The sequence below is a fragment of the Domibacillus aminovorans genome, from assembly GCF_001643235.1.
GTDB lineage: Bacteria > Bacillota > Bacilli > Bacillales > Domibacillaceae > Domibacillus > Domibacillus aminovorans.
Map to the genome: position 1 here is coordinate 1 of NZ_LQWY01000031.1, position 17,071 is coordinate 17,071.

The window sequence follows — 17,071 nt, forward strand, 5'->3', positions numbered from 1 at the left end:
TGCCTTTTTCTCTAAATCGGAGATTTTAATTTTCATGGGAGTTGGAAGAGAAACAGTCAAAAAACTATTAATGAATTCTATATTCACAGGCTTTCAAATGCCATCGTTGTTATGGATTAAAAAGAATGAACCATTTGTTTACGAAAAAATAAATAAAGTGCTATTGCCGAAAGATTATATCCGTTTAAAACTGACAGGAGAATGTGGTACCGATTTTACAGATGCTTCAGCTACATTAGCATTTGATATTCAAAATAGAAAATGGGCTTTTGAATTAATCAAAAAAGTAGGTTTGAATCCCGATTTTTATCCGGAGGTACATGAATCGATTGATATTGCCGGCCAAGTTACAGTAAAAGCCGCTGAAGAAACAGGGTTGGCGGCTGGGACGCCTGTTGTTTATGGTGGCGGTGATCAATCCATGCAATCCATCGGCAACGGCATTGTGAAACCCGGCCAAGTATCTTTGACGATTGGAACTGGTGGTCAAACCTTTTCTATTATTCCAGAACCTATTTATGAGACTGAAATGAGAACTCACACATTTTGCAATGCAGTGCCCCAGACATGGAGTATCATGGGAGCGAATTTAGCTGCCGGTTTGTCGCTCAGCTGGCTTAATAAAAAAATATTAAATAACCTTTCTTACTCGGAAATCAATGAATTGGCCAAGCAAGTTACACCCGGTAGTGAAGGGTTACTGTTTCTCCCTTACCTATCTGGAGAAAGAACTCCTCACATGGATGATTTAGCAAGAGGAACTTTTTTAGGCTTGACTTTACAGCATAGCAGAGCACACCTTATTCGTTCTGTTATGGAAGGTGTAGTTTTTGCTTTAAAGGATTCCATAGAAATTTTTCATTCTTTAAATATAAAAATGGACACATTTATTGCTTCAGGTGGAGGAGCAAGAAGCGATGTATGGCTGAAAATTCAAGCTAATATTTTAAACAAAGAAATTTACAAAGTAAACCAGTTAGAACAGGCCTGTACTGGTGCTGCTATTACAGCGGGGGTTGGCATTGGAAAATATGATTCCATTCAAAGTGCTTGTGAAACTATTATTAGAATTAACCCTGAACCTGTTCGTCCAGATCCAACAGTTGCCGGATTTTACAACGAAATATACGAGCTTTATAAAAATGCTTATGTACAGAACAAACAATTGTTCCATCAACTTGCTATGAAGTAAGACCTTTAGGTCAGTTTCAAACCAATAACAGATTCAAAAAAAGATGCTTTATGCGGTATAGTGGTTAAAGTTTTACATTGTCTTTCGGAAACTTCAAATCAAATAACATCGGTCCTAGATCTTCAGTCAGGTCAATCGCTTCGTCTGCTTGTTCCGGCTCCGAAAAGTGAACGGCACATTCGCGAGTACCAAAGTAAGGCCGCTGAAAGCATTGTCCTTTCGCTTGATTTTTTTAAGTTAAAAACAAAAAAGGCGAACGATTGACGTGCTAAGAGACACGCTTCGTTCGACCTTACTTCTATTCCCTTGTCTAAAGACTATGGGAGGGAGGGATGCATATTATTGAACTGAAGAATTACCTGGGTTATTTTCTCATCGTTCACATACAAAAATAATATAAATTTAAGTACACTTACATTACCGAATCATGGATCTATTTTTTCTATGCTCCTTACGAGCAGGAGCCGTTTCGAACAGTCTTTTTTCTTCTTGTGTATGAGGTATTACTTTTGGAACAGGAATAGGTTTACCATTTTGATCAACGGCTACCATTGTAAGGAAGGACTCCGTCGTTAAAGTTTTCTTATCTGATAATAAATCAGTAGAGTGAACTTTTACATAGACTTCCATAGAAGTACGTCCCGTTGACGTAACAAAAGCTTCTAAACTAAGAGCATTTCCAACAGTGGCAGACGATAAAAAGTCCACAGAATCAATAGAAGCTGTCACAACTACATTGTTGCAGTGCTTCATAGCTGACAAAGCAGCAATTTCATCAATATAAGATAGAACCTTTCCACCAAAGATTGTTTGTAAATGATTAGTGTCTGGCGGAAGGACCAATTTTGTCTGAACGGTTCTTGAACGTTCTACTGAATAAGCTTTTTCCATAAATTCTCCCTCCATGTTGCATGTTGGCGGTTTTAGCTGTTTTATTTTACAATCATGACTGGACAATTCACTCGCTTGACGACTTTATGGCTGACACTACCTAGAACAAACTGCTGCAAGTTATTAAGACCGCGGCTGCCGAGAATAACAAGGTCCACTTTTTCTTCATTCGCATATTTTACAATCGTTGGGCCTGGTTCACCGTGCTTCAACATGACGGAATAGCGGATCCCTTTTTGTTTAAACAATAATTCATGGCGCTTCAGCTTGTCGCGCCGTTCTCTTTGCGCAGCGACAAGACTATCTTGATGAAGCACGGCTTTTTTTGAATCATCATAATTAATAATATAGAGCATCGTAATTATACAGTTAGACGACATTTTTGCAAGGTTCCCTGCTTGTTTTGCCGCCCGGTATGAATGATCAGATCCATCTGCGGCTAAGAGAATATGTTTATACATAAAATTCCTCCCACCTTTATTTCGCTCGGCGTGCTACCTGCTGAATTGGGTCCCATACACCGTTGACAGGAGGAGAATAGCTTAGGTCGAGATCTTCCAATTCTTCAATGGTCATTTTGTTAAAAAGAGCTGTTGCAAGCACGTCAATTCTCTTATCAGCTCCATTAATACCGATTGCTTGGCCTCCGAGAAGCAGGCCTGTATCCGGATGATATAAAAGCTTGATGTGAAGCGGCAATGCTCCAGGATAATAGCCCGCTATATCTCGTGTTTGAATGCTCGATGTTTTATACGGAATCTCGAGTTTTTTTGCGTCATTTTCAGTTATACCAGTAGACGCGGCGATTAAATCAAAAAATTTCATTACGGACGTGCCGGTAATGCCGGGAAATAATCGTGTTTTTCCTGACATATTCAATCCTGCAATCCGTCCCTGCTTGTTTGCCGTCGTGCCGAGTGGAATATAGTCCGGTGTTTGTTTGACGATATGAAAATGAGTCGCACAGTCGCCAGCAGCATAAATGCCAGGAATGGATGTCTCCATTTTATCGTTGACAATAATAGCTCCATTATCAAGCATATTCATACCAGTATCTTTTAAAAAGTCTGTATTCGGACGAATGCCGACAGATGCAATAATAAGATCGGCTTTGTGCGTATTAAGATCTGTTTTGATCTGTCCGTCTTCAATAGCTTGTATTTGTTCATTTAATGTGAGTACAACCTCATGACGTTCTGCTTCTAAATGAAGATGTTTAGACATATCCGCATCAAACATTTTCGCAATGTGGCTGCTTCGTTGTATAATCCGAATCCGTTTATGTAGCCGGTGAATATTTTCAGCCAGTTCAAGACCAATATACCCTGCCCCAATAATAGCCACGTCTTGAACACTATCATCAAGACTTTGGATAAGCCGCTCCGTATCAGGTATCGTCTTTACGACATGCACGTTATCCGCCGTTGCTCCTTCCCATTTTGGAACAATTGGGCTTGCACCGGTCGCAATCAGTAATCGATCGTATGGAATCGTAAACGACTGCCCATTTTGATGGTTTGTACCGGATACGTTTTTTTGTTTAAGATTGATAGAGGATGCTTCATGTAAAATACGAGCATCTATGCCGTATTTTGAGCGGAATGTATCAACACTTCTCGCAATGAGCTTTTCAGTTGATTCAATGAGACCGCCGATGACATATGGCAGCCCGCACTGACCATATGAATAAATAGGTCCTTTTTCAAGAACAGTAATCTCGGCTTGTTGATCATTGCGAACGATTTGCATGGCAGCGCTCATGCCAGCTGCGTCCCCTCCAATAATAACGTAGCGCATTATTTTAGTACCAACATGTCATTATATTGGCTGCCATGAGAAAATTTAGCCTTTACGTATGAACAGGTTGGAATAATTTTTAAGTTATTTTCACGCGCATAGGTAACGAGTGCATCAAGAAGCTTTACTGCTACACCGCCGCCACGCAATTCTTCTGATACATACGTATGATTGGCATTAATTTTCCCCTCACCTGCAGGAACATAGGTAATTTCCGCTACACGCTTACCTTCTCTTTCTATATAAAACATACCCTCTTTATGTTGAATCGTTTCCATTTTTATAAAACCCCTTTCAAATAGCCTTCTATATTAGTATACCCATTTACGCACAAGTGTTTAAACCCATTTACATATTCCGTACAGGAATAATACGGGATGAATATGATACAATAAAGTCATTATTTGATCGCTTGGAAAGGAGTTGTCGTGATGAAAGATTCTTCGACAACACATGTTTTTTCAAAAGGTGAAGAAATCGCCAATTCAATTACGCATGGCATCGGTGCATTACTCAGCATCGCAGCGCTTGTCTTGCTTATAGTCTTCTCTGCACTGTACGGGGACGGCTGGCATTTAGCGGGGTTTACAGTGTTTGGTGTCACAATGTTTATGCTGTATACGTCTTCTACACTTGTTCATAGCTTCCCACAAGGAAAAGTAAAAGACTTATTTGAAATTTTTGATCATGCGTCTATTTACTTTTTTATTGCCGGTACGTATACACCATTTTTACTTATTGCAGTGAAGGGTACACTCGGTTGGTGGTTGTTCAGCATTGTCTGGGGGATCGCTCTAATTGGTACCATATTTAAATGCTTCTTTGTGAAAAGATTTATCCTCTTCTCTACGTTGCTTTACGTTGTGATGGGCTGGTTGATTGTCTTTGCTTGGGGCCCTCTCGTTGCTGCACTGCCACCAGCAGAATTTGCATTTCTTATAATAGGGGGTCTTTTATATACTGTCGGTGCCATTTTTTATGTGTGGCGCGGATTTAAATATCATCATATGATCTGGCATTTGTTTGTTCTTGCCGGCAGCATATTTCACTTTTTTGCTGTCCTCGGTTTACTGCCAGACGCATAAAAAAATCCAACTTTGAATCCAAAATGGATTTTTTTTCGAATTAAAATAGAATAACCGAGAACATTCATGACTTCGTTCATGATTATTCTCGGCTTCAGATACGATTTTGCAAATCTTGATTAGAAAAAACGATCCAATCTAAATGAGCAGACCTTTCGTTATATCACAAAGGTCTGCTTTCATATATTATTCACCATAATCCACATTATGGTACACTTGCCCGACATCTTCTAAATCTTCTAATGCATCAATTAATTTTTCAAATTGTTCTTGTGCGTCTGCTGGAAGTGTTAGATCATTTTGTGCAAGCATTGTTAGTTCTGCAACGGTAAATTCAGTTATGCCAATATTTTTAAATGCTTCTTGCACAGCATGAAATTGACTTTTCAACGTTTATATTGCTCACTTTTTATATAGACATATATCATATCATAGTAAGCACTTTTTCACCATAGCATAGTCTGCGTATATCACTTTTAATACTATAAAAATTGGTGTTAACTGTTTCGTTTGCATCCGAAGGTTAAAAAACTGTAGGAGAAATTGGTTGTCCTATAGGTTTTTTTAATCTAACTCATCTTGAGTGTATTGTGTATATTTTATTGTAATATGGTTTTGTTTGTGTATTTTACACATTATGCATTTTTTCAATGAAATAAAACGGAGCGGCTCATGTGACAGAACCGCTCCGTTTGACAAAGACTTAATACATAATTTTCTGTCCAGATAAGTGTAGACGCTCCAATTGCTGTGCCTTTTCTTCAAGAATAGAATACTATATTTGCACCAGAACCCTCCCACCTATCTGTATAACCATACCCGTATGATTGAAAATAGCTGATCTAAATTGACCGGTTTACTAATATAATCGGATGCTCCTGCCTCAATACATTCCTGTCGATCATTTTTCATTGCTTTAGCTGTTAGGGCAATGATTGGGACACTTTGAAATTCAGGTAATTGACGGATCACTCGAATCGTCTCAAATCCATCCATTTCAGGCATCATAATATCCATAATAACGAGATCGATGTCTGGGTTTCCTTGCAAAACGGTAATCCCGTCTTTTCCATTTTCCGCAAACACCACCTCAACTTGATAGCTTTCAAGCGCTGTTGTTAAAGCAAAGACATTACGCATATCGTCATCCACTACGAGTATTTTCTTCCCTTCTAACAACGCTTTCCTTCCTTGTGCTTGTTTCCAAGAATCTTCCGTCTGAAACGGATACTCAGCCGAAGCAACAGGTGCGGTGCTTGGATTTTCAAGAAGCGCTGTCGCTGTCGCTGCTTCAGAAATGGCTATTTCCTTCCTTGCTATGTTTTGATCTTCCTCGCTTGCGATGTTTTGGTAATGAGGCAAATATAACGTAAAGGTGCTTCCATCGCCTCCTATGCTTTCGACTTCAATGAAACCGCCTAATAGATGAGCGAGTTCTCTGCTAATGGACAGCCCTAATCCCGTTCCTCCATATTTTCGGCTAATTGTCCCATCCGCTTGTTTAAATGCGTCGAAAATAATGCCTTGATTTTCTGCTGCAATCCCAATTCCTGTATCTTTAACGGAAAAGACAAACTCTATATTGGACTGAGTGAAAGCATCCTCTTGCTCTTCTCCAAACCTTCCTTTTTTCGCTTTTTCCATCGTTAATGTGACAGCCCCATGTTCGGTAAATTTAAAGGCATTTGATAATAAATTTTTCAAAATTTGCTGCAGCCGCTGTTTGTCCGTATGAATCATTTCCGGTAAATCAGAAGCGAGCTGAACATGAAGTTTAATATTTTTCTTGCGGGCGACAGGAGTAAATTGCGCCTCCACAAATTCTTTCACATTAGTCAGTTCCACGTCTTTCGATATCACTTCTGTTTTTCCAGCTTCAATTTTCACGATGTCTAAAATATCATTGATTAAATGCAATAAATCATTTCCTGATGAGTAGATGGTTTTCGCGTAACTCACCTGTTTATCCGTAAGGTTTCCATCGATATTATCGGTAAGCGTTTGAGCCAGTATTAACAAGCTGTTAAGAGGCGTTCTCAGCTCATGAGACATATTCGCTAAGAATTCTGATTTATATTGCGAACTGAGCGTTAACTGCTGTGCCTTTTCTTCCAGAGCATCTTTTACTTTTTCGACTTCTCTTGTCTTCTGTTCGGAATGTTCATATTGCTCTTCCAATTGTTCATTAACGGTTCTTAACTCCTCTTGCTGTGATTGAAGTTCTTCCGATTGGCTCTGCAATTCTTCCGTTAAAGCCTGTGATTCTTGAAGCAACTTTTCTATCTTCATTTGCCTCAAAATACTCTGAATATTAATACCAAGATTGCTCATTCCCTCTTTTAGCAACATTAGTTCTTGATCACTAAAGGATGTAAATGAGGCTAATTCAATAACAGCCAGTACCTCTCCTTTATATTCCGCTGGAATGATTAGGACATCGGACGGTGATGCCTTACCAAGTCCAGAATTAATTTTTATATAATCTTCTGGAACTTGATGAAGTGAAATAATGCGATTCTCTAGTGCACACTGACCTACGAGTCCTTCCCCTAACTGAAAGCTGCTAGCACCAACCTCTTTTTGATTTTCATAGTGATCCGCATAGGCAGCAAGTTTTTGAAATCTTTCCTGATTCCCTTCATCCTGTTTGACATAAAAGACGCCATAACTCGCCCCGACCATAGGTGTAACCTTTCTAATGAAAAGATGTGCTAAAGTCTCTAAATCACTAATTCCTGGATACATGTTAGCAATTTCAGCAATTCTCGTTTTTAACCAGCTTTGTTCATCTGCAGCCTCTTTTAATTCCAACTGTTCAATCTGTAGCCTTTCTAGCTCTTCCGTTCTCCCTTTTAGTTGGCGAACCAAAGTTCCATTTTCAGAAATTGTAATGACTTGCCGAATAACAATAAAAAATAGAACAACCATTCCTCCAATAAAAATACCTAAGATCGCTTCTTTTTTGATTATCGCAAGAATGACTAAAACCATTAAGCTTAAATAAGGGATGATAATGAATATACTATGAACCTTTTTAGCTTGATTTTTTTCTTCTTGTGGAGATTGAACGTCAATATGACTACCATAAAAACTTGATAAGCCTATTAAGATGACACAGATATTCCACACCGGGGTTATAAGGGATAAATAATTATAATTGTCATAAATGGCTCGATATAAGTAATAAAACTCTGCGATGGTATAAATAAATACGACCGCAGTATTGATGGTCAAAACAATAGGTGGGAAAGTCGATTTATAAGAAACGAATAGCATCACAATCCCTATCAATATCCCTAAGTGTGCAGCCGGATAAGTTAACGAAAGGATGAAATGAAAAGTACTAGTTTCATATTGCAATAATGGTTCTAAGAAATAAACCCACGTTATGGTTGTCAACACGGTCATGATGATAAACGAATCAAAAAACAACTGAATAGAACCGTATTGTCTCCTCTTCATATATACTTTATAAAGAATAGCAAGGCTATATAAAATCACAAACAGGTTAAAAAAGAAATTAGCCCAGCTAGGGAAAGGGTAATCCATTGCTACCCACATAAATTCGCCAATAAAATAACTAAAACACGCTGCGAATATAATAAACCAGAACCTTTTTTCCTCTAATTCCTTTATATGATATATCGCTACACCTAAAAATATTAGGGCTATGATGGGACCCGTAACGGCTACAATTCCCATTCCTAATGTGTTTGTTGACCAAAATAGAATAAACAAATAATAAATCAGCGCATAGATAATCGTAATGAAAATTAAGGGTTTCCTTAATTTCTCCAATGTACTTCACCACTTCCATTAATTTAAAATATATCATAGTTATCATTGGATAATATTACAAATATTGGAATGATAACACTAATTCAAACAACTTTTTTAAGGGACATTTTTTTAAAATCCACGGGGCTTACATAGCCTAGTGTTCCGTGAATGCGCAACTTGCTGAACCCCTCTTTACTAATGAAATTCTTCCCAACGGGAATTCTACCATTTTTTCCTTTAAAAATCTTTACTGACTTAACAAAAATTTGTCACTTTTTACTAGTGACAGATTTCTCAGAGGCCACCGATCCTCGTTTCCTTACACACAAAATAAGGACAGCTGATGTTCAGCCCTCCTTATTTTATACTTAAAAAAAGAAACCTCTTCATACTTGCTCCTTTCTGAAATTTCGAAATCCCCTGTGTTACAAGGTCACTTCTAGCTGCTCAGGGAAACAGTGAATGTTCCATAGATTTTTAATACGCCCGGCCTATGTAAATAAAAAAGAAACGGCTGTCGATCTTGCTTTCTTGTTTTTCTATGTATGATTTTGTATATGAATTTTGCATATTGTGTATTTATTTTAATGAGACTAAAAAAAGCGGCTCACATAACTGAACCGCTCCGTGTGATTAAGACTTAATACATAATTGAATAAAATCTGTCTTTTAACGTTTTATATATAGACTAATTTTACACTGAGCTTCTCAGTGTAATTATTTATCTCTTTAGGTGTCTGATCCGAGAAGTATAGGTACTTTTCTCCTTACAAAATCTCACGAATTAATATATTTACTTTACGCAACATGCGTTCAAACGTAGAACGACTAATTCCACCCATCTCGTTCTTCTCATGAGTAGCTGAAATAATTGTTTGGATTTTTGCATTACAAATACCCGGAATTTTAGCAGAGAAACGAAGAAGCCTTTTCAATGCAATCAATTCCGACTTTGTAAATGTTGATTTAATGTCGATCATCCATTGTTCGATATTTGAGTTGAAGTTTTTAAGTGAAGAAAATTTTGATAAGTGTTTGAAGTTGTTGATATGACCTGATTTCATGATATGTGCCCCTTTAATTAAATTTGGGCATACTCAAATAAGCATAACGCCTTGATTTTTTTGAAAAATTGGCTTATACTCTACATTGTTGATATGTATTTTTTGAGTACTGAGTATGCCCTACTCTTTACAGCAAGTTGAAGTCCCGTGTTGGTAGCACAGGGCTTTTTTGTGTTTATTTTTGTTTAGTTCGTCCGATGTTCATTAGTTGAAAGGGTTTTTCATATACTATTTTAATTGTCAAAGAAGAGTAGCAACAGAGATACAGCCACAAGTGTTTATAAATTCATTAAAGGACTTGCTGATCTTGCTATCTCAATGATATTTTCATCTTGTAAGGACTGTAAATAACGATTAGTGATAATAGTTGATTCATGCCCCAATAGCCGGCTTAAACTATAGACATCCAGACCCAAACGTAACTGTTTTTGTGCATAATAATGCCTTATGGTGTGCGGACTACAGCGAATTATCTCTCTTACATTCGCTCTTTTACCTGCTGTTTTCACAACAATCTCTATTGCTGTGTTTGTCAGTAATTTTCCGTTGCGCGACAGAAAATAGTTACAATCCGTCATCAGCTTGTCCTTGAAATACATATCTTTAATCCGTTCATACTTAATCATGTATTTTTTTAATACTGGTGAAATGTAAAGATGTCTCTCTTTGTTACCCTTCCCTTTTATCTTAATTGTAGTATCCATGACATCTAAATGAGTAAGTGAACATAACTCTAAATTCCTAATACCTAAGTCAACAAAACACATAATGATTAGTTTGTTTCTCATTTCTAAGTAGGTATTACTATTGTAAGCATCGATCATCTTTTTGACCTCGTTATCAGTAAAAGTCTTAATGATTACTTTGGGTTCTTTCATCAATTTGACACCGATAACTGGATTTCTTTTCTCGGCTATATATCCTTCTTCTAAACAGAACCTAAAGAGCGCCCTAATACTTTTTTGGATTCCATTGATATAGGATTCTTTCAATCCCTTCTTTTTCATGTGCATGAGGTAAGACTTAATATGACTTGTAGCCACTTCTTCAACTTCATTAAGATCGAACTCGTTCTTTAAATAATTTAAAAAGGCTCTTGTGTTATTCCTGTAACCTTTCATTGTTCTAATCGAGTAATTCTTAATTTCCAAATCAAATAAAAATTCTTTATAAACATCTTCTAATAACAAAAAACTCACTCCCTGTATGAATTATTTCCCATACAAAAAGTGAGTTCTAAGCACGTATTGTCTTTGAACAGGAGAATTACAGTACATCACAGTATCAAAGACAAATTAAGAACATGTATATCGTTATTCGTCTTGAATCGCCTGTAAATACACTAAATTCCCAATTGTTAAAGGCTATACAGTGTTTATATAAACGTTGATTTAGCAAGGATTCAGCAATCCATAATGTCTATTATTCACCATAATCCACATTATGGTACACTTGCCCGACATCTTCTAAATCTTCTAATGCATCAATTAATTTTTCAAATTGTTCTTGTGCGTCTGCTGGAAGTGTTAGATCATTTTGTGCAAGCATTGTTAGTTCTGCAACGGTAAATTCAGTTATGCCGACATTTTTAAATGCTTCTTGCACAGCATGAAACTGGTCAGGTTCGGCATAAACGATAACCGCTTCCTCTTCTTCTAAAATGTCACGCACGTCTACATCTGCTTCCATTAATATTTCCAGTACTTCATCTGCTGTTTTCCCTTCGAGACCAATGACAGCCGTCTTATCAAACATATAGGCGACAGATCCACTTACGCCCATATTACCACCGTTTTTACCAAATGCAGCACGTACATCTGATGCCGTACGGTTCACGTTATTTGTCAGGGCATCTACGATGATCATAGATCCATTTGGTCCGAATCCTTCGTAACGAAGTTCATCAAAGTTTTCTTCTGAACCACCTTTTGCTTTTTCAATTGCACGGTCAATAATTGTTTTCGGTACACTGTACGTTTTTGCACGCTCGAGTACGACTCTTAACGCCTGATTTGATTCTGGGTCTGGTTCCCCTTGCTTAGCCGCTACATAAATTTCACGTCCGAACTTTGCATATATACGACTCGTATTTGCATCTTTTGACGCTTTTTTTTCTTTAATATTGTTCCACTTACGGCCCATAATGAACACTCTCTTTCTCAACTTAGAATCTATACAAATCATTAGCCTATATATTATACATCAATGGCATAGAATCGTGTCAATATAGCAGTAAGCGAAAGAACATTGCACATATCCATTTTTATACGGTTATTTAATACACATCTTCCAACGCTTTTCTAAGAAGAGACATGCTACGATCAAGATCTGTTTTTACTTGCTTTTTATATAGTTTTGCTTTTTCATAATCCGCAAATTGATAAACGACAATCTCTTTATATTTAGCCCCTTCTTGAACTTTTTTCGTCCGCATTAAAATGCCATCGTCAATCAAATCATGCAGTGACCGGTAAATTTCAGAATGATTCGGCTCGTATCCTAACGGTTTAAATGATGTTTTTAGTTCATCCATTGCCTGCATGCCATACATTTTATGTTCTTCGACAAATCGAATCATATATAACTTTAAAAAAGCCCGTTGCTTAATTAAAAATTTACCTTCTCCTCTAGGCATTATGATCACATCCTCGTCTATACTATTTTTTCTATTTTACCATATTTTATTATAGACGTGTGTTTAAATTGATAAATTTGAATTTTGCACATAATGTATTATTATTTTTTATATAATTCGATCGTTAAATTTTTTTCTGAATCCGCTTGTGCAATAAAGACTTGCTCGATTTTCACTTTTCGTTTTTGCAGTTCCACTTGAAGCCAAGAAGGAGTTTGTTTCGCTTTTGCAAGCGCTTCAAACTGAATGTTCCCTTCTAAAATGACAACATATGGTTCTTTTTCGGTTTCATCGCCATCATATCTAATTGGACGTTTCCCTTTTTTTAACAACGCATTTAATGCCCCATTTGTTTCAATTAATGCATATTCGACATCGCTCAACTGAAAAATCCCCTTCATTCGAAGCAACTCGAGCAGTTCATCAGTTGAGTATTTTTCTTTTGCCAAGTTTTGCTCGATAATATGGCCGTTTTGAATAATGACAGTCGGTTTCCCTTCAATCCACTCACGTATTTTCCGACTTTTTAAAGTAGCTATACCAGCTAAAAGTGGGATTATGCCCCATATAAAGATCGCCGTTGCTCCATGCCAGAAGCTTTTTTCGAGCCCCGTCGACATTTCAGCGGCGATACCGCCAATTGTAATACCCGTCACGTATTCAAAGAATGACAACTGAGCGATTTGCCGTTTACCGGTTAATTTCGTCACAGCAAACAACAACAGGACAAGGACGATCGAGCGCCACATGACATGATATATATCCATTAAGCTTCGCCCATTCGCAGTTCGACAGCATGAGCGATGCATGGGATGGAATCTTTTTGCAGGACTGATAATGGTGACAATAATGCACCTGTTGCAGCGATTAATACACGTGTCCATTCTTTTGTGATCATTTTTTCATATATATATCCGCACGTCACAGCAGCTGAACAACCGGCACCAGATCCGCCCGAAAAGACTTGCGGCTCTGATCCATATAGCAGTTCACCGCAGTCCAGCATAGACGTCTGTGACAAGTTCATGCCGCTGTCTTTCAATAATTTCACAAAAATTTGTTTCCCTGTTTTTCCAAGATCCCCCGTAATGATGCAGTCATACTCTTCAGGATTTTTCACATGTCGAATAATCGTATCCGCAGCAGCCGGTGCCATAGCAGTCCCCATATTAAATGGATCCGTTACTCCATAGTCTAAAACCCGTCCTGGCGTAGCAGAATGAATATATGGACCTGTGCCGCTGCTTGATAGAACCGCTGCACCGCACGCTGTCGCTGTCCACTGAGAGATAGGCGGTTTTTGGCCACCGTATTCTGTCGGGTAGCGGAATTGTTTTTCCACCGCTGCATTATGACTTGCCGCAGCCGTTAGCACATTTGTTGCATATCCGCCATCAATCAGTGCGGCACCTGTCATAAAACCCGCCATTGACGTCGCACACGCATTATACAAACCAATAAACGGAATCGATAACGTCCGTGCTGCAAAGTTCGTCGGTGTCATTTGATTAATTAAATCCCCTGCTAAAAAAACGTCGACTTTCTCATTGGTCAGTTCGGCTTTTTTTAGCGCATGAATCGATGCATCTTCCATTAAGCGCCTCTGTGCTTTTTCAAAACTTTTCTCGCCGCCGTCCAGTTTTTCAAAAAATTGATCAAATGTAGACGCGAGTGGTCCTTTTGCTTCAAATGGACCACCGACAGAAGAAGCTGCGATAATGACCGGTTTTGTTTTGAATGTCCATGTCATGATCCAATCATCCTTTTTATTCATTAGAATGAAACAAACGACCATTTTTATGCACAAAAAAACGGCCGAAGCCACTTTTCGTTAAAACGTTGTAAAGTGAAAAAATTTTTGAATCATATACATCATTCGTTTAAAAAATGCCATTTCTTCATCGTGTTTATCATAATCAGCACTGTAAACCGCTCCGTCATTTTCCCATAACATATGAAAATAACTGTCCACTTCTTTCATAATTTCACTGTCATTCGCCGCTGAAATTTTCACATCGGTCTCCAGATTAAAGTTGTTTAAATTACGTGAAGTATGATTGGCTGATCCACTAATGACTACTGCCTCATTTTCATGTTTTACATACATCATTTTCGAAAGAACTAAACCAGGTGTGATTGCTTTAAACGTGTTCAAACAGCACAGCGACACCAATTCCACCGGCACTGCCGACTGCCGCAACGCCATATTTCGCTTTTTGCTCAGGCATTCCATAAAAAAGGCGGAGAGCCAGCATAGCACCAGACGCCCCGTAGGGATGGCCAAGGGCGAGTCCGCCGCCGTAGATGTTTATTTTATTAATCGGAATGTGTAATTCACGTGCAGTGTATAAAATTTTGACCGCAAACGCTTCATTGATTTCCCATAAATCAATGTCCCCTACCGTTAAACCATGTCGCTTTAACAGCCTCTGTATCGCTGGTACCGGTGTCGCTGCCGGAAAATTCGGATCCGCTCCAGCGACCGCACTGCCCACCAATTTTAATCCGTTTGCTGCGCTGGAAGTAAGCGTGACGGCACACGCGGCATCATTAAAAGAGGAAGAATTGATGGCGGTCACTGTTCCGCCTGACTTGAAAGACGTTTTAGCGCGCGATGCCAGCTTTTCAATAGAGCGCTTTTTCATACTCGCTTCATCTTCATGGATGTCACGTATCGGCACGATTTCTCGGTGAAATAACCCATGTTCAATGGATTCATAATAGTGGCGGTAACTGCGAATTGCGTATTCATCCTGTTCTGCGCGTGAAATATGCTCTCGTTCTGCAAGCCATTCTGCTGCCATCCCCATCTCCGGATCTCCAATATGATCTGGAGAAAAAATAGCTTTCTGAGGACGTGGTGATGTACTTGAACTTTCACATCCCCCTGCAATGACAGTGTCTGCTTCGCCTGATTGAATGAGCGCTGCACCGAGACGGATCGCTTCTAAGCCCGAAGAACACTGTCGATCTATTGTTAATCCGGGAACAGTAACAGGCAGACCAGCCATTAAGGAAGAAAGTCTCGCAATATTTCCTCCGGGCCCTGTGACATTGCCCAAAATCACTTCGTCTGGCGTTGATGAAAGACCGTTAAAAAGCTTTTTAATAACTGGTGATGCTAGTTCTGCTGCGCTTACATTTTTCATAATGCCATCTTTAATACCAACAGGTGTTCTATACGCTTCTGTTATGTATACACTCACATAAACACTTCCAATGCCATTTTTTTTAGCTCATTGCGGGCGATTTTCCCGTTCGTTGTGTGCGGCAGTGAATCAACACGAGCCCATTTACGCGGCATTTTTTCAATGGACAGGTAAGCTTTCGTATAGGCTTTTAGCGTGATTGGATCAATCCTTCCAGTGTACAGGCAAACAATGCGTTCTCCTAGATGTATATCGTGAATGGATGTCACAGCTGCTTCTTTCACACCCGCATATTTCAATATGACACGTTCCACTTCTTCCGGATAGACATTCACACCGCCGCTAATCATCATAAACTGTTCCCGCCCGATGATATGTAAATAGCCGTCTTCATCCATATATCCAGCATCACCGACCGTATAAAACCCATCTTCTTCGATATTCATTTCATACGAATCATCCTTTACATACCCGCTAAACAGCATCGAGCTCTTCACATAGACCGTGCCTGTTTCACCTGCTGGAAGCACTTGACTGCCGTGACGAATCTCAATCTCAACACCTGTGCTCAGTTTGCCCGAAGATGACGGCTTGTGATTGTAGTCCTTTGGCGTCATATACGATACAAAGCTTAACTCAGATGCACCATAAAACTCATATAGCGCCGCGTTTGGATATTGTGTTACCCATTGCTGCTTTCGTTCTGCAGACCACCCTGCTCCTGATAGAAAAACGAATCCTTTTCCCTCTATATCATTTGTCTTCATTAATGATTCAAGCATCGTTGGCACAGCATACATAACGAATGATGGCGTTTCTTTCAATGTTTGAGTGATGTGATGCGGCCAAAATTTTTCATGAAGAATGAGTCTTTGCCCTGTATACAGTGCAAAGGCAGCACCGTATAAGAAAAGAGAATGATGAATCGGGCCTGCTATAACCGCTGTTTCCTCCCCAGTTAATAGAAAATCGGTTAGGCCTGCCTCAAAACTTTTGATCCAGGAACGATGACTGCGGCCAAACTGTTTCGGTACGCCGCTTGACCCAGACGTAAAGCCTGAATAAAAAATCGCTTCTTCGTCATCGCTGCAAAAGTCTGTCGGTTCCGTGTTCATAATCAGTTGACCTATCTTAGCAAGTGAATCTTTTCCGATAAATAGCTTTGGAGCCGCCAGACGAAGCCGCTCTTCTCTTTCCGCCTTTGTCATACGTGGATCGAGCGGCATAAATGTCCAGCCGGCGCGGGCCGCTCCGCAAAAAATCACTAAGACTTCCCACCTGTTCAAAGCGGTCAGAGCAATCGTTTCACCCGGATGACCTACGGATAAAAGCCAGCCCGCCGCTCTTTTCGTCATGTCTTCCCACTCTTTATATGTAAATGTCTGCTCTTTTGTCTTAACAAAAAACGGCTCCGGACACGTTTGTGCCCGGAGCGGATATGTGGACGTTATATTCATCATTCACTCCCCCCACCCCAT

At 39.1% G+C, this 17,071-nt stretch carries 16 protein-coding genes and 1 pseudogene; 2 read left to right on the top strand and 15 right to left on the bottom strand.

Going from position 1 to position 17,071, the window contains the following annotated elements:
- Positions 1 to 1,192, top strand: a 1,192-nt coding sequence (locus AWH49_RS11360; RefSeq protein WP_063965802.1) for a xylulokinase, incomplete at its 5' end; no start/stop codon positions are given.
- A 417-nt stretch (positions 1,193 to 1,609) separates the two neighbouring features.
- Here AWH49_RS11360 and AWH49_RS11365 read toward each other — a convergent pair.
- Genes AWH49_RS11365 through AWH49_RS11380 form a run of 4 tightly spaced genes read right to left on the bottom strand, consistent with a single transcriptional unit; the run spans position 1,610 to position 4,158 of the window.
- Positions 1,610 to 2,083, bottom strand: a complete 474-nt coding sequence (locus tag AWH49_RS11365) for an acyl-CoA thioesterase (RefSeq protein WP_063965803.1) — start codon at positions 2,081 to 2,083, stop codon at positions 1,610 to 1,612.
- A 41-nt stretch (positions 2,084 to 2,124) separates the two neighbouring features.
- Complete coding sequence (locus tag AWH49_RS11370; RefSeq protein WP_034285104.1) at positions 2,125 to 2,544, bottom strand: universal stress protein; 420 nt, start codon at positions 2,542 to 2,544, stop codon at positions 2,125 to 2,127.
- Positions 2,545 to 2,560: 16 nt separating this feature from the next.
- The gene (locus tag AWH49_RS11375) at positions 2,561 to 3,880 is read right to left on the bottom strand and encodes an FAD-dependent oxidoreductase (RefSeq protein WP_063965804.1); all 1,320 of its coding nucleotides are present in this window, start codon (positions 3,878 to 3,880) and stop codon (positions 2,561 to 2,563) included.
- Entirely contained in the window at positions 3,880 to 4,158 is a 279-nt protein-coding gene (locus AWH49_RS11380) for a GNAT family N-acetyltransferase (RefSeq protein ID WP_063965805.1), read from the bottom strand. Before AWH49_RS11380 ends, AWH49_RS11375 begins: the two co-directional genes overlap by 1 nt.
- Positions 4,159 to 4,311: 153 nt before the next feature.
- On the opposite strand from AWH49_RS11380, the gene trhA reads away from it, so the two are divergent.
- Positions 4,312 to 4,965 carry a PAQR family membrane homeostasis protein TrhA gene (gene trhA / locus AWH49_RS11385; protein ID WP_063965806.1) on the top strand — a complete coding sequence of 218 codons (654 nt, stop codon included), beginning with the start codon at positions 4,312 to 4,314 and terminating at the stop codon, positions 4,963 to 4,965.
- A gap of 186 nt (positions 4,966 to 5,151) precedes the next feature.
- On the opposite strand, the pseudogene AWH49_RS11390 reads toward trhA, so the two are convergent.
- From AWH49_RS11390 to AWH49_RS11440, 11 genes and pseudogenes are all read right to left on the bottom strand, one after another.
- Positions 5,152 to 5,346 (bottom strand): annotated as a pseudogene (locus tag AWH49_RS11390) (YebC/PmpR family DNA-binding transcriptional regulator); the annotation flags it as partial.
- A 420-nt stretch (positions 5,347 to 5,766) separates the two neighbouring features.
- Complete coding sequence (locus tag AWH49_RS11395; protein WP_063965808.1) at positions 5,767 to 8,763, bottom strand: response regulator; 2,997 nt, start codon at positions 8,761 to 8,763, stop codon at positions 5,767 to 5,769.
- Positions 8,764 to 9,512: 749 nt separating this feature from the next.
- Complete coding sequence (locus AWH49_RS11400) at positions 9,513 to 9,809, bottom strand: hypothetical protein (protein WP_063965809.1); 297 nt, start codon at positions 9,807 to 9,809, stop codon at positions 9,513 to 9,515.
- Between the two features lie 278 nt (positions 9,810 to 10,087).
- A complete protein-coding gene (locus tag AWH49_RS11405; protein WP_244886810.1) occupies positions 10,088 to 11,008 on the bottom strand; it encodes a tyrosine-type recombinase/integrase in 921 nt (306 codons plus the stop codon).
- Positions 11,009 to 11,231: 223 nt separating this feature from the next.
- Positions 11,232 to 11,951, bottom strand: coding sequence for a YebC/PmpR family DNA-binding transcriptional regulator (locus tag AWH49_RS11410; protein WP_063965811.1), 720 nt, complete (start codon positions 11,949 to 11,951; stop codon positions 11,232 to 11,234).
- 133 nt (positions 11,952 to 12,084) lie between these two features.
- Positions 12,085 to 12,444, bottom strand: coding sequence for a replication termination protein (locus AWH49_RS11415; protein ID WP_018393366.1), 360 nt, complete (start codon positions 12,442 to 12,444; stop codon positions 12,085 to 12,087).
- 101 nt (positions 12,445 to 12,545) lie between these two features.
- Positions 12,546 to 13,211: a DUF421 domain-containing protein gene (locus tag AWH49_RS11420; protein ID WP_063965812.1), complete on the bottom strand. Its 666-nt coding sequence runs from the start codon at positions 13,209 to 13,211 to the stop codon at positions 12,546 to 12,548.
- Positions 13,211 to 14,194 carry a stage V sporulation protein AD gene (gene spoVAD, locus AWH49_RS11425; RefSeq protein WP_094777167.1) on the bottom strand — a complete coding sequence of 328 codons (984 nt, stop codon included), beginning with the start codon at positions 14,192 to 14,194 and terminating at the stop codon, positions 13,211 to 13,213. Before spoVAD ends, AWH49_RS11420 begins: the two co-directional genes overlap by 1 nt.
- A gap of 81 nt (positions 14,195 to 14,275) precedes the next feature.
- The gene (locus AWH49_RS11430) at positions 14,276 to 14,599 is read right to left on the bottom strand and encodes a phospholipase D-like domain-containing protein (protein WP_063965813.1); all 324 of its coding nucleotides are present in this window, start codon (positions 14,597 to 14,599) and stop codon (positions 14,276 to 14,278) included.
- Positions 14,586 to 15,650 (bottom strand): acetyl-CoA C-acyltransferase, encoded by a 1,065-nt coding sequence (locus tag AWH49_RS11435; protein ID WP_082862799.1) that lies wholly within the window; start codon positions 15,648 to 15,650, stop codon positions 14,586 to 14,588. The genes AWH49_RS11430 and AWH49_RS11435 overlap by 14 nt, the downstream gene beginning before the upstream one ends.
- Entirely contained in the window at positions 15,647 to 17,053 is a 1,407-nt protein-coding gene (locus tag AWH49_RS11440; RefSeq protein WP_082862800.1) for an AMP-binding protein, read from the bottom strand. The genes AWH49_RS11435 and AWH49_RS11440 overlap by 4 nt, the downstream gene beginning before the upstream one ends.
- Between the last annotated feature and the right edge of the window lie 18 nt (positions 17,054 to 17,071).